Genomic DNA, 13,537 nt, shown 5'->3' on the forward strand with positions numbered 1-13,537 from the left:
CGGACCCCATACAAGAACAACAGGTCGCGCGCGCCAGCGTGCGGCGAGAGACAGCATGGCGATCGACGATCTTCCGGACGAACACGAACAGGGTGAACGCGTCCGTACCTGGCTGCGTGAGAACGGCCTCGGCATCCTTGCAGGCATCCTCGTTGCCTTCGGTCTCGTCGGCGGTTGGCGCTGGTGGCAGGGCAACCAGCACGCCCAGCGTGTCGAGGCGGGCATGACCTACCAGCGCATGGTCGCGGATCTTGCCAGCGGCGACCTCGCCGACGCCCAGCGCCAGGTCGGCGCCTTGCAGGGCGGCAGCTACGGTGTGCTTGCCGCACTCGAGCTTGCTCGTGCACAGGTGCAGGCCGGCGAACGTGACGCGGCCATCCAGACCCTGCAGGGCGCGGATGCGAGCGACCTGGCGCTCGAGCCGATCCGGCGCCAGCGTCTGGGCCAGCTGCTGATCGACGCGGATCGCGCCGAGGAAGCCGTCGCCCTGTTGCGGGACGCCAGCGACGCGACCGCGCTCGAAACACTGGGCGATGCGCACGCCGCGCTGGACCAGACTGCCGAGGCCCGCGAGGCCTATGCCCGCGCACTCGCGCAGACCGACGTCGCCTCGCCCGGCCGCGGGCTGATCGAAATCAAGCTCGCTGCCGCAGGTGGCGAACCGACCCCCAACGAGGCCTCTTGATGAAGTCTGCCAAGCGTTCTGCCGCGTTGCGTGGCGCGATCCTTCTCCTGGGCGCGGTCGCGCTGACCGGCTGCGGCACGATCCGCGGCTGGTTCAGCAGCGACGACGACAAGCCCAACACCACCGATCCGGCACCGCTGGTCGAGTTCACCTCGACGGCGACTCCGGAGCGGATCTGGACCGCTGGCGCCGGCAAGGGCGAAGGCCGTATCGGCGTGCGCCAGGCACCGGCGGTGGGCGATGGCCGTGTCTACGCGGCCGCCGTGCGTGGCGGCGTGCGCGCGTTCGACCTGCAGAGCGGCGCGCAGGTCTGGCATTACCCCTCCGACCTGCGGCTGTCGGGTGGCCCCGGCCACGGCGAGGGGCTGGTGGTGGTCGGCGGACTCGATGGTGAGGTCGTGGCGCTGGATGCCGCGACCGGTACCGAACGCTGGCAGGCCAAGGTCGGCAACGAAGTGCTGGCGGCGCCGGTGATCGGGCAGGGCGCGGTGATCGTGCGCTCCAACGACGGCCGGGTGACCGCGTTCGATGTCGCGACCGGTGAGCGTCGCTGGTTCTGGGTGCGCGAGCTGCCGACGTTGACGGTGCGCGGGCATGGCTCGGCACTCCTCGGCCCGGGCCTCGTGTTTGTCGGCAACGACGACGGCACGGTGGTCGCGCTGAGCATTGCCGACGGCCGCGTGCTGTGGGAACAGCTGGTCGGCCCGCCGGACGGTCGCACCGAGCTCGAGCGCATGGCCGATATCGACGGTACGCCGGTGCTGGATGGCACCGTGGTGTTCGCGACGAGCTACAAGCGCAACACGATGGCCATCGATGGCCCCACCGGCCGCCCCCTGTGGGTGAGCGACCGTGGTGGCGTCGGGCGGCTCGGCGTCGCGCCGAACCTGCTCGCGGTGTCCGACCCGGCCGGCACGGTGTGGGGCCTGGACAAGCGCAGCGGATCGGCGATGTGGCAGCAGGACGGGCTGGCGCGTCGCGACCTGACCTCGGCCGTGGTCCACGGCAACTATGTCGTGGTCGGCGACTACGACGGCTACCTGCACTGGCTGCAACTCGACAGCGGCCAGTTCGCTGCCCGCGCCCGGGCCGGCCGCGACGCCCTGCGTGGCACCCCGGTGGTGGCCGACGGCATCCTCGTGGTGCAGAACGTCGACGGCAACCTGAGCGCCTGGCGCATCGGCCAGTAGTCCGCGTCCTCGTCGGACCGGATCCTGCAATCGACGGGCAGGATCCCTAAGATGGTCATCGGCCGCATCGCTGCGGCCGATGCCGTTTCCATCTCCCGTCTTTTTCGCGGATTCCTCCAATGCTGCCTCTCGTCGCCCTGGTTGGGCGCCCCAACGTCGGCAAGTCGACGCTGTTCAATGCGCTGACCCGCACCCGCGACGCGCTCGTCCACGATGAGCCCGGGGTCACCCGCGACCGCAACTACGGCATCTGCCGGCTCACCCCGGAGCGTCCCTTCGTGCTGGTCGATACCGGTGGCATCGGTGGCGAGGAGGAGGGCCTGGCTGGCGCCACCGCGCGGCAGTCGCGCGCCGCGGCCGAGGAGGCCGACCTGGTGCTGTTCGTGGTCGACGGCCGCGAGGGCCCGTCGTCGCTCGACGACGAGCTGATGCAGTGGCTGCGCCGGCATTCCCGGCCGACCCTGCTGGTGGTCAACAAGACCGACGGCATCGACGCCCGGCAGGCGATCGCCGAGTTCTCCCGCTACGGTTTCGATGATGCGAGCGCCGTGTCTTCCGCGCACCGCACCGGCATCGACGACCTGCTCGACGACGTGCTCGCGCGGCTGCCGGAGGAGGGCAGCAGCGAGGTCCTCGACGACGATCCCGAGCGCGTGCGCATCGCCTTCATCGGACGCCCCAACGTCGGCAAGTCGACGCTGGTCAACCGGCTGCTGGGCGAGGAACGGATGATCGCGTCCGACGTGCCAGGCACCACCCGCGACTCGATCTCCGTCGACCTCGAACGCGACGGCCGCAAGTACCGGCTGATCGATACCGCCGGCATCCGCCGCAAGGGCCGGGTGGAGGAGGCGGTCGAGAAGTTCTCGGTGATCAAGACGCTGCAGGCGATCGAGGAATGCCAGGTGGCGGTGGTGATGCTCGACGCCAGCGAAGGCGTGACCGAGCAGGACGCCACCGTGCTGGGTGCGGTGCTCGATGCCGGCCGGGCACTGGTGGTTGCAGTCAACAAGTGGGACGGCCTGACCACCTACCAGCGCGAGCAGGTCGAAGCCTTGCTGTCGCGCAAGCTGACCTTCGTGCCGTGGGCGGAAAACGTGCGCATCAGTGCCGTGCACGGCTCCGGCCTGCGCGAACTGTTCAAGGCGATCCACCGCGCCCACCTCTCGGCCACGCGCGAACTCGGCACCTCCGAGGTCACCAAGGCGCTGGAGGCGGCGTATACCGCCAACCCGCCGCCCACCGTGCGCGGCCACGTGCCCAAGCTGCGCTTCGCCCATCCCGGCGGCACCAATCCGCCGACCGTGGTGATCCACGGCAGCCGGCTGAAGACGTTGCCGCAGAGCTATCACCGCTATCTGGAAAACTTCTTCCGCAAGCGTTTCAAGCTGGTGGGTACGCCGGTGCGGTTCGTGTTCAAGGAAGGCGACAACCCGTACAAGGACCGCAAGAACGAACTCTCCGAGCGGCAGGTCGCGCAGCGCCGGCGCCTGATGCGTCACGTCAAGCGGAAATGACCGCAACGCGATGGAGTCTTTCCCCGTCCGCATCGGCTACCACGACGCCTGCCGGCTGATCGACGACGCTGCCGCGCGCCACCGCCTGCCGGTGCAGCGCCTGCCGCTTGCACGCGCGCATGGACATGTCCTCGCCGAAGACGTGCGCGCCGTGCTGCCGCAGCCGCCGTTCGACAACGCGGCCATGGACGGGTTTGCCTGCCGCCATGCCGACCTTGCGCGCGCCGGCCGCGCTGGCCTGCTGCTCGCAGGCGAGCAGTTCGCCGGTGCGATTGCGGCGGCCAGGGTCGATGCCGGGCATTGCGTGCGCATCACCACCGGCGCACCGTTGCCCGAGGGTGCGGACACGGTAATGATGAAGGAGGCAGCGACGGTCGAAGGTGATCGCGTGCGGTTCGCCGGCGAGGCGGTAGCCGGGCAGTTCGTGCGCCGCGCGGGCGAGGACTGTCGCCTGGGCGATCTGCTGGCGGTCGCCGGTCAGGCCCTGGCTTCCGGGCAGCTGGCCCTGTTCGCGGCCCAGGGCATGACCGAGGTCGCCGTGCACCGGCGCCCGACCGTGGCGGTGTTCACCACCGGCGATGAGCTGGTCGAACCCGGCATGCCGCTGGCACCCGGGATGATCTACAACGCCAACCGCGTGCAGCTGATGGCACTGCTGCGCGAAGCCGGCCTCGAGCCGACCGCGTGGCCGACGCTGCCGGACGATCCGGGACAGATCTATTCGGCGCTGCTGCATGCCGGCCATGCCTTCGACGTGGTGCTGACCTGTGGTGGCGTGTCCGCCGGGGAAAAGGACCACCTGCCGCAACTGCTGCGCGAGCGTGCGCGCATCCTGTTCTGGAAGGCGCGGCTGAAGCCCGGCATGCCGGTTCTGCTGGCGGAGGGCGGCTCGCTCGGCAATGCGCTCTTCCTGTGCCTGCCGGGCAACCCGGTTTCGGTGCTCGCCACCTGGCTGGCGCTCGGTCGACGACTCACCGATGGTCTGCAGGGCAGGGCGCCACGATCGCTGCGCAGCGCGAAGCTGATGCAGGACTGGGACAAGCGGCACGAGCGGCTGGAGTTCCTGCGCGGCCGCCTGCTCGACGATGGCGATGGTGTTCTCCACGTCGAACCCAACGCTGCCGACGGTTCGCACCGGATGCGCGCGGCAGCGGATTCGGATGCGCTGATCGTGCTGGACGAGGGCGCGCGCCACTACCGCGCCGGGACGCCGGTCGGGATCATCGCGTACTGACCCAGGGGCAGCATCCGGCCCGGTGTTGCGCGTTGCCAGTCGGGGAACGGGCGTTGATTGCTGCTTACCGGCAGTTCGTGGCGCCCGGGCGATAATCCCGCCATGAGCATCGAGGAACTCACCCCGCGCGAAGCACTGCGCCGCCTGCGCGCCGGCGCACGCCTTGTCGACGTGCGCGAATCGCACGAGCGCGACCTGGGCATGGCCGATGGCGCCCACGGCATTGCCCTCGGCGAACTGGACGCCCTGATTGCCGGGGTCGTGCCCGCGCCCGGCGACGAGCTGCTGTTGATCTGCCAGTCCGGTGCCCGTTCCCTGCAGGCCGCGCAGCGCCTGCAGGCCCGCGGTTACCACCGGCTTGCCTCGGTGGTCGGAGGGACCAGCCGATGGCAGGCGGAAGGCCTGCCGATGACGGCGCCCGCTGCGCATGTCGACCTCGATTTCCACGAGCGCTACGCGCGCCACCTGCGCCTGCCGGAGATCGGTGTCGAAGGCCAGCGTCGGCTGGAGCGCGCGCACGTGATGATGGTCGGCGCCGGCGGGCTGGGCTCGCCGGCCGCGTATTACCTGATCGCCGCCGGCCTGGGCCGGCTGCGTATCGCCGACGACGACGTGGTCGACCGGAGCAACCTGCAGCGGCAGATCCTGCACACCGATGCCCGCATCGGACATTCCAAGGTCGCGTCCGCGGCAACCGCGCTCTCGGCGCTCAACCCGCGCGCGCGGATCGAGCCGATCGCCGAGCGGGTGACCAGTGCCAACGTGGAGTCGCTGCTGGAGGGCGTCGACGTGGTGATCGACGGCGCCGACAACTTCCCGGTGCGCTACCTGGTCAACGACGCCTGCGTGAAGCTGGGCAAGCCGCTGGTGTACGGCGCGGTGCATCGCTTCGAAGGGCAGACCAGCGTGTTCGATACCGGCGGACGCCGCGGCGAGGCGCCGTGCTACCGCTGCCTGTTCCCGGAGCCGCCGCCGCCCGAAGCGGCGCCGAACTGTTCCGAGGCCGGTGTACTCGGCGTGCTGCCGGGGGTGATCGGCATGTTGCAGGCCACGGAAACCCTGAAGCTTCTGCTGGGCATCGGCGAGCCGCTGCGCGGCCGTCTGCTGCACTTCGACGCATTGGCGATGCGCTTCCGCGAGACGCGGCTGCCGGCCGATCCGGACTGCCCGCTGTGTGCGCCGGGACGCGAATTCCCGGGCTACATCGATTACGCGGCGTTCTGCGCCGGCGCGGGCTGAGCGGGCGTTCTTCACGGCGGTAGCGGCAGGATCGGGCCCGTTCCGATACGTCGAGGTGTCCGCATGCCGTTGTGTCTGCGCGTGTCCGTTCTCCGCTGGGTCGCGTTGCTGCTGCTCGTACCGGGCGTGGCCCCCGCGGCTGATCCCTGTCCGCTGCTGCGCGGTGAGGTCGATGCCGCCGATGTCGCGACCCGCATCGCCGCGGTGGCGTGCGAGGAGCACCAGCTCTGGCACCGGCCGTTCATCGACGCCGACGGGCGCCTGGCCGGGTCGGTGGTGCGCGAAGCGGAGGCCGCGTTGCTCGCCAACGGCGAGCAGGCGTGGCGGCGCGTCGCCGGCTACTGGCGCGACAGCGGATTGCTTGCCGCGGCGGCGGGGCGGCCCGGCGCCGCCGAGTGCGCGTACGCCGGGATCGATGGCCATCCATCACCGGCCTGCCGTGCCTTCGTCGTCGACACGCCGTGGTCGGCGGCGTACGTGTCATGGGTGATGCGGCGCGCCGGCCTGCGCGGTTTCAACGGCTCGGCCAGCCACGTCTCCTACGTGCGCGACGCCTACCGCGGCCCGGATGCCAGCGCCTACCGGGTGGCGGCCCCGGAGTCGGCACGGCCGAAGCGCGGCGACCTGCTGTGCTATGCCCGCGCCAGCACCCGCACGTTCGGCTTTGCCGGCCTTGCCCAGCTGCTGGCAACCAGCGACGAAGGCCTGGGCATGCATTGCGACATCGTGGTCGACGCCCGGCCGCATACGGGGCTGGCCTGGCTGGTCGGCGGCAACGTCTTCGATGGCGTCACCCTGCGCATGCTGCCGCTGACCCCGGGCGGCCTGCTGCATGAACTGCCGGTCCGGCAGCTGTCCGATCCACCGTGCAGCCCGGACCACCCACAGGCATGCAGCGCCAACCGGCAGGACTGGACCGTGCTGCTGGAGCTCAGGCCGCCCGACGTACTCGCCGGCCTGGCGCCGCCACCACCGCTGCAGGTTACGCACGCGGCATCGATCGTATTACCGGCACAGCCACCGGGGACGCCGGACGGCTGCTGTATCCATTGCATCGCCGGAGACACCCGCGTGCCGCGTTGTCCGCGCGATGCGGGTGGCAGTGGCGGCGACTGACCATGCACGGCGCCGCTGCGGATCCCACGGCCGCCGGAACCGGTCGCGTCATCCGGCCGGTGGCTGCGCCCGCTGTGCTGCTTCGAACGCGGCGAGCTGCGCAGGCGTCGCCTCGCGCTGGTGGCGGGCCTTCCATTCGGCGAACGGCATCCCGTAGATGCGTTCGCGCGCGGCGTCCTTGTCCAGCGCGATGCCGCGCCCGGCGGCGGCTTCGCGGTACCAGTCCGCCAGACAGTTCCTGCAGAAGCCGGCGAGGATCATCAGGTCGATGTTCTGCACATCCGGACGGTGCCCGTTGAGGTGCTGCAGCAGGCGCCGGAATGCGGCCGCTTCGAGTTCGGTGGTGGTGTCGGTCATAGCGGCGCGCCCGGGATGGGCGGGCAGCATCGCGCGCGTGCGCGGTGCCTGCAAACCGCGGCCACCATCGGCGACAATGCACCGCCGCGCATTCGACCCCACCGATGACCTCCGAGCCCGCCCAGACCGCACGCATCCTTGATGGCCGCCGGATCGCCGATTCGCTGCTCGACGAGCTGCGCCTGCGGGTCGACGCACGGGTGGCCGCAGGCCGGGCACGACCGACGCTTGCCGTGGTGCTGGTGGGTCAGGATCCGGCGTCGCAGTCCTATGTGCGCAACAAGCGTCGCGCGGCGGAAAAGGTCGGCATCCGTGCGATCGACATCGACCTTCCTGCGGGCACCAGCGAGGCGGAACTCGAGGCACTGATCGACCGGCTCAATGCCGACCCGGAGGTCGATGGCATCCTGGTGCAGCTGCCGCTGCCGGGCATCGCCGACGCCAGCCGCCTGATCCAGCGCATCGACCCGCTCAAGGACGTCGACGGCTTCCATCCCGAGAACGTCGGCCAGCTGGCGCTGCGCCAGTTCGGCCTGCGCCCGTGCACGCCGCGCGGCATCACCACCTTGCTGGCGTATACCGACCGCCCGGTGCGCGGACAGAGCGCGACGATCGTCGGCGTGTCCAACCATGTCGGCCGGCCAATGGCGCTGGAGCTGCTGATCGCCGGCTGCACGGTCACCAGCTGCCACAAGTTCACCCCGCCCGAGGTCCTGCAACGCCACGTGGGCGAGGCCGACATCCTGGTCGTCGCGGTGGGGCGTCCCGACATCGTGCCGGGGGAGTGGGTCAAGCCCGGCGCGGTGGTGATCGACGTCGGCATCAACCGCCTCGAGGATGGCCGCCTGGTCGGCGACGTCGGCTTCGCGGCGGCGGCGCGCCGCGCCAGCTGGATCACACCGGTTCCGGGCGGAGTGGGGCCGATGACCGTCGCCACGCTGATGCAGAACACCCTGGAGGCGGCGGAAGCGTCCGACGCCTGATCCGCGACCACGACACGCGCCCGGCCGGCGTAGGCGCCGCCGACGCGGTACAATGGCGCGCTTCCTCTCCTGTGGAACGCCCATGCTGCGCATCCAGGCCGAAGCACTGACCTACGACGACGTCTCGCTAGTCCCGGCGCATTCCATCGTCCTGCCCAAGGACGTTTCGCTCGCCACCCGCCTGACCCGCGACCTCCGCCTGAACATGCCGATCGTGTCTGCCGCCATGGACACGGTGACCGAGGCGCGCCTGGCGATCGCCATGGCCCAGCTGGGCGGCATCGGCATCGTGCACAAGAACATGAGCGCCGAGCGCCAGGCCGCGCAGGTGCTGCAGGTCAAGAACTTCGAAGCGGGCGTCATCCGCGAGCCGTTCACCGTCGGCCCGCAGACCTCGATCGGCGAAGTCCTGCGTCTCACCCGCGCGCGCAACATCTCCGGCGTGCCGGTGGTCGACGGCGACCAGCTGGTCGGCATCGTCACCGGGCGCGACATGCGCTTCGAGAAGAAGCTCGACGACCCGGTGCGCAACATCATGACCCGCAAGGAGAAGCTGGTCACGGTGAAGGAAGGCGCCAGCGACGAGGAAGTGATCGAGCTGCTGCATCGGCACCGGATCGAGAAGGTGCTGGTGGTCAACGACGAGTTCCAGCTCCGCGGGCTGATCACCGTCAAGGACATCCAGAAGGCGCAGGACAATCCCAACGCGGCCAAGGACGCTTCCGAGAGCCTGCTGGTCGGTGCCGCGGTCGGCGTCGGTGGCGACACCGAAGACCGTATCGAACGCCTGGCGGCCGCCGGCGTCGACGTGATCATCGTCGACACCGCGCACGGCCATTCGCAGGGCGTGCTCGACCGCGTCGCCTGGGCGAAGAAGCACTATCCGCAGCTGCAGGTGGTCGGCGGCAACATCGTCACCGGCGATGCCGCGCTGGCACTGATGGATGCCGGCGCCGATGCGGTCAAGGTCGGCGTGGGCCCCGGTTCGATCTGCACCACGCGCATCGTCGCTGGCGTCGGCGTGCCGCAGATCACCGCGATCGACCTGGTCGCTTCCGCACTGCAGGAGCGCATCCCGCTGATCGCCGACGGCGGTATCCGCTATTCCGGCGACATCGGCAAGGCACTGGCTGCCGGCGCGTCCACGGTGATGATCGGCGGCCTGTTTGCGGGCACCGAGGAAACCCCCGGCGAGACCGAGCTCTACCAGGGCCGCAGCTACAAGAGCTACCGCGGCATGGGCAGCCTGGCCGCGATGGAGAAGGGGTCGAGTGACCGCTATTTCCAGGACGCCGCCTCCGCCGACAAGCTGGTGCCCGAGGGCATCGAAGGCCGCGTGCCGTACCGCGGCCCGCTGTCGGGCGTGATCCATCAGCTGATCGGCGGCCTGCGCGCGACGATGGGTTATGTCGGCTGCGCGACCGTCGAGGAAATGCGCAACAAGCCGCAGTTCGTGCAGATCACCGGCGCCGGCCAGCGCGAGAGCCACGTCCACGACGTGCAGATCACCAAGGAACCGCCGAACTACCGGATGGGCTGAGATGGCCCGCAAGCGTCCGTCGCCGGCCACGTCTCCTGCCGCTTCGCGTCCGCCGCGCCGGCGTCGTCTCGGCGTGGGCCTGGCCGCACTGGCGCTGGTGGTGATCGTGCTGATGGGCCTGCAGTGGTATCGCGGCCACCAGCTGGTCCGCTCCTGCACCGGCAACGGCGGCAGCTGGGACGCCGAGCGCCACGCCTGCACCTTCGGCGGCCCCAACGGCGCGCCTTCCTCCTCAACGTCCGCACCTCCCGAGCCAGCCACGCAATGACCGATCTGCACAGCGACAAGATCCTCATCATCGACTTCGGCGCGCAGTACACGCAGCTGATCGCCCGCCGGATCCGCGAGATCGGCGTCTACTGCGAGGTCTGGGCCTGGGACCACGACCCGTCGGAAATCGCCGGCTTCGGTGCGAAGGGCATCATCCTTTCGGGCGGCCCGGAATCGACCACGGTCGAGGATTGCCCGGTCGCACCGCAGCAGGTCTTCGACAGCGGCGTGCCGCTGCTCGGCATCTGCTACGGCATGCAGACGATGGCCAAGCAGCTGGGCGGCGCCACCGAAGCCGCGGACGCGCGCGAGTACGGCCACGCGGAAGTCACCATCGTCGCCCCCGACCGCCTGTTCGAGGGCCTGTACGACCATCCGGGTGCGCCGCGCCGGCTCGATGTCTGGATGAGCCATGGCGACCACGTGTCGCAGGCGCCGCCGGGTTTCACCGTGACCGCCACCACCGAGCGCGTGCCGGTCGCCGCGTTCGCGCACGACGAGAAGCCCTGGTACGGCGTGCAGTTCCATCCCGAAGTCACGCACACGAAGCAGGGGCGGGCGCTGCTGGAGCGCTTCGTCGTCGACATCTGCGGCTGCCACACGCTGTGGACGCCGGCCAACATCATCGAGGACCAGATCGCGCGCGTGCGCGAGCAGGTCGGCAGCGACGAGGTGATCCTCGGCCTGTCGGGCGGCGTCGATTCGTCGGTGGTCGCCGCGCTGCTGCACCAGGCGATCGGCGACCAGCTCACCTGCGTGTTCGTCGACACCGGCCTGCTGCGCTTCCAGGAAGGCGACCAGGTGATGGCGACCTTTGCCGAGCACCTCGGCGTGCGCGTGGTGCGCGTGGACGCGCACGAACGCTATTTCAGCGCGCTGGCCGGCGTCACCGATCCCGAGGCCAAGCGCAAGGTGATCGGCAACCTGTTCGTCGAGATCTTCGACGAGGAAGCCGGCAAGCGCTCCAACGCGAAATGGCTGGCACAGGGCACGATCTACCCCGACGTGATCGAGTCCGCCGGCAGCAGGACCGGCAAGTCGCACGTCATCAAGAGCCATCACAACGTTGGTGGGCTCCCCGAGCACATGAAGATGGGCCTGGTCGAGCCGCTGCGCGAGCTGTTCAAGGACGAGGTGCGTCGGCTGGGCGTGGAACTCGGCCTGCCGCACAAGATGGTCTACCGCCATCCATTCCCCGGCCCGGGGCTGGGCGTGCGCATCCTCGGCGAGGTGCGGCAGGAGTACGCCCAGCTGCTCGCACAGGCGGATGCGATCTTCATCGAGGAGCTGATGCGCTCGGGTCTGTACGACCAGGTCAGCCAGGCCTTCGCGGTCTTCCTGCCGGTGAAGTCGGTCGGCGTGGTGGGTGATGCGCGTGCCTACGAGTGGGTGATCGCGCTGCGCGCGGTGGAAACCATCGACTTCATGACCGCGCACTGGGCACACCTGCCGTACGATTTTCTCGGCAGGGTTTCAAACAGGATTATCAACGAGTTGCGTGGTGTTTCTCGCGTAGTTTATGACATCAGCGGCAAGCCGCCGGCGACCATCGAGTGGGAATGAGGGCGTCCCGGCGAGGAGGTATTCGCGATGGGTTCTGATCCGGAACAACTGCTGCTGCCCGGAAACGACCGGGTGCCGAACAACCCGCGCCTGCCGGTGCTGGTGTATCGCGCGGTTGCGCGGGGTGCGGATGGCGAAGGCACGGCCTCGGCGCTGGAGCGGATCTTCGCCGCCAACGGCTGGCCGGCGCAGTGGCGTGCCGGCATCTTCGATTACCACCACTACCACTCGACCTCGCACGAGGTGCTGGGCGTTGCGCGTGGCACGGCGACCGTGCTGCTGGGCGGCCCGGAGGGCGAGCGGGTGGAGATCGGTGCCGGCGACGTGGTCGTGCTGCCAGCGGGCACCGGTCATTGCCGGGTACGCTGCAGCAATGACTTTCTGGTGGTCGGCGGCTATCCCGACGGGCAACAGGATTACGATTTGCGCACAGCACCGCCGACCGACGACATCCGCGAACGCATTGCCGCGGTCCCGGTGCCACCGCAGGATCCGGTACAGGGCCGTGATGGCGCACTGGTTCGCCTGTGGGCTGCCGGCTGACAATCCACGCGCGGCGCCAGGTGTGCAGAGGATGGAACAGGCACCTGCGGCACGCGCCCAGGTGAGCTGCCTCCCTGTCCCGTGTGATTGCCGAGGCCCGGTCATTCGGGATGACGCGCAACTGCATCCGTGACGAGCGGCTCCGTTGGGCTCCGCGCTGCCCGTCGCGCGCACCGGGGGGTGTGCTCCCCCGGCCGGAGTCCGCGTCCAGCTACCACGGCCGGCCGCCGGCCATCCATGGCCGGCTGGGAGCATACCCCCCGGTGCACACGACGGGCTCAGACGTTCTTCGGCTTCGGCACGGAGAGCGGGAGCGGGTGGATGAAGTCTGCTGCAACCCTCTCCCGCTCGTGGAGTGAGGCGGCTCGCATGCCGGCGAACGCCGGAGCGGTGACGTGAGGGCCGGGCACGGAGCGAGATGCCCCGAAGGGGCGGATGAGGCGTCCTCCTGCGCGGCATTGGCCCTCACCCCCGCCCCTCTTCCGCACGCGGGAGAGGGGTTCCCAAGCCACCAGCTGTCTGTTCTGGGCCTTTGATCTCCCCCAGAAGCGACGACAGGTCGGAGCCCACCGCGGACGCAGGGGGATGTCCAGAGCCGGCCATGGATGGCCGGCGACGGATGTGGGTAGCAGGACGCGGACCCATCCGGCTGGGCATCCCCCTGTGGCCGCGGTGGGCTGCCGGATGCCGGACGCCCGACACCCGACAAGCGACCCTCGATCCACCGAAGAACCTAGAATTCCATTCCCTCCGTGGCCCCGGCACTGTCTTGATCGACGAACCCCAGATCACCGCAACAGCACCCGCGCTTACGGTCGATGACGAGCGCTGGATGGGTCATGCGCTGGCGCTGGCCGAGCGTGCCGAACGCGAGCATGACGAGATCCCGGTGGGTGCGGTGCTGGTGTCGGCGCAGGGCGAAGTGCTGGGCGAGGGCTGGAACCTCAACATCTGCCATCGCGACCCCACCGCACACGCCGAGATCGTGGCGCTGCGCGAAGGCGGCCGGCGGCTGGACAACCACCGCCTGCTGGGCACCACGCTCTACGTGACGCTCGAACCCTGCGCGATGTGCGCGATGGCGATGGTGCATGCACGCGTGGCGCGCGTGGTCTACGCGGCGGCCGATCCGAAGACCGGCGCGGCCGGCAGCGTGTTCGACCTGCTCGCCGATCCACGCCACAACCACCGCGTCGCCGTCACCGGTGGCGTGCTGGCCGCGGAAGCCGGCGTCCGCCTGACCAACTATTTCCGCCGCAAGCGGGGCAAGCCGCCGCTTTGACGCGGAGACGGCAGCGGC

At 69.9% G+C, this 13,537-nt stretch carries 13 protein-coding genes; 12 read left to right on the forward strand and 1 reads right to left on the reverse strand.

Features of this window, described 5'->3' with window-relative positions; all coding sequences use genetic code 11:
* Positions 1-55: 55 nt before the first annotated feature.
* From E5843_RS06930 to E5843_RS06955, 6 genes are all read left to right on the forward strand, one after another.
* Positions 56-685, forward strand: coding sequence for a YfgM family protein (locus E5843_RS06930; protein ID WP_141065835.1), 630 nt, complete (start codon positions 56-58; stop codon positions 683-685).
* A complete protein-coding gene (gene bamB, locus E5843_RS06935; protein WP_141065836.1) occupies positions 685-1,875 on the forward strand; it encodes an outer membrane protein assembly factor BamB in 1,191 nt (396 codons plus the stop codon). Before E5843_RS06930 ends, bamB begins: the two co-directional genes overlap by 1 nt.
* 119 nt (positions 1,876-1,994) lie before the next feature.
* On the forward strand, positions 1,995-3,392 hold the full coding sequence (gene der / locus E5843_RS06940) for a ribosome biogenesis GTPase Der (protein WP_136412240.1): 1,398 nt from the start codon (positions 1,995-1,997) through the stop codon (positions 3,390-3,392).
* 10 nt (positions 3,393-3,402) lie between these two features.
* The gene (locus E5843_RS06945) at positions 3,403-4,626 is read left to right on the forward strand and encodes a molybdopterin molybdotransferase MoeA (protein ID WP_136412241.1); all 1,224 of its coding nucleotides are present in this window, start codon (positions 3,403-3,405) and stop codon (positions 4,624-4,626) included.
* Between the two features lie 102 nt (positions 4,627-4,728).
* Positions 4,729-5,865 (forward strand): molybdopterin-synthase adenylyltransferase MoeB, encoded by a 1,137-nt coding sequence (moeB, locus tag E5843_RS06950; RefSeq protein ID WP_141065837.1) that lies wholly within the window; start codon positions 4,729-4,731, stop codon positions 5,863-5,865.
* Positions 5,866-5,928: 63 nt separating this feature from the next.
* Complete coding sequence (locus tag E5843_RS06955) at positions 5,929-6,981, forward strand: DUF2272 domain-containing protein (RefSeq protein ID WP_141065838.1); 1,053 nt, start codon at positions 5,929-5,931, stop codon at positions 6,979-6,981.
* A 48-nt stretch (positions 6,982-7,029) separates the two neighbouring features.
* Here E5843_RS06955 and E5843_RS06960 read toward each other — a convergent pair whose 3' ends face one another.
* Complete coding sequence (locus tag E5843_RS06960) at positions 7,030-7,338, reverse strand: DUF1244 domain-containing protein (RefSeq protein WP_136412244.1); 309 nt, start codon at positions 7,336-7,338, stop codon at positions 7,030-7,032.
* Positions 7,339-7,442: 104 nt separating this feature from the next.
* On the opposite strand from E5843_RS06960, the gene folD reads away from it, so the two are divergent.
* From folD to tadA, 6 genes are all read left to right on the forward strand, one after another.
* Positions 7,443-8,321 carry a bifunctional methylenetetrahydrofolate dehydrogenase/methenyltetrahydrofolate cyclohydrolase FolD gene (gene folD / locus E5843_RS06965; protein ID WP_136412245.1) on the forward strand — a complete coding sequence of 293 codons (879 nt, stop codon included), beginning with the start codon at positions 7,443-7,445 and terminating at the stop codon, positions 8,319-8,321.
* Positions 8,322-8,403: 82 nt separating this feature from the next.
* On the forward strand, positions 8,404-9,861 hold the full coding sequence (gene guaB, locus E5843_RS06970) for an IMP dehydrogenase (RefSeq protein WP_136412246.1): 1,458 nt from the start codon (positions 8,404-8,406) through the stop codon (positions 9,859-9,861).
* Position 9,862: 1 nt separating this feature from the next.
* Positions 9,863-10,129: a hypothetical protein gene (locus tag E5843_RS06975; protein ID WP_136412247.1), complete on the forward strand. Its 267-nt coding sequence runs from the start codon at positions 9,863-9,865 to the stop codon at positions 10,127-10,129.
* Entirely contained in the window at positions 10,126-11,694 is a 1,569-nt protein-coding gene (gene guaA / locus E5843_RS06980; RefSeq protein WP_141065839.1) for a glutamine-hydrolyzing GMP synthase, read from the forward strand. Before E5843_RS06975 ends, guaA begins: the two co-directional genes overlap by 4 nt.
* Positions 11,695-11,721: 27 nt before the next feature.
* Positions 11,722-12,237 carry a cupin domain-containing protein gene (locus E5843_RS06985; protein WP_134673322.1) on the forward strand — a complete coding sequence of 172 codons (516 nt, stop codon included), beginning with the start codon at positions 11,722-11,724 and terminating at the stop codon, positions 12,235-12,237.
* Positions 12,238-13,009: 772 nt separating this feature from the next.
* Positions 13,010-13,519, forward strand: coding sequence for a tRNA adenosine(34) deaminase TadA (gene tadA / locus E5843_RS06990; RefSeq protein ID WP_279631945.1), 510 nt, complete (start codon positions 13,010-13,012; stop codon positions 13,517-13,519).
* Positions 13,520-13,537 lie beyond the last annotated feature (18 nt).

The sequence above is a fragment of the Luteimonas yindakuii genome (genome assembly GCF_004803715.2).
Taxonomy (GTDB): Bacteria; Pseudomonadota; Gammaproteobacteria; order Xanthomonadales; family Xanthomonadaceae; genus Luteimonas; species Luteimonas yindakuii.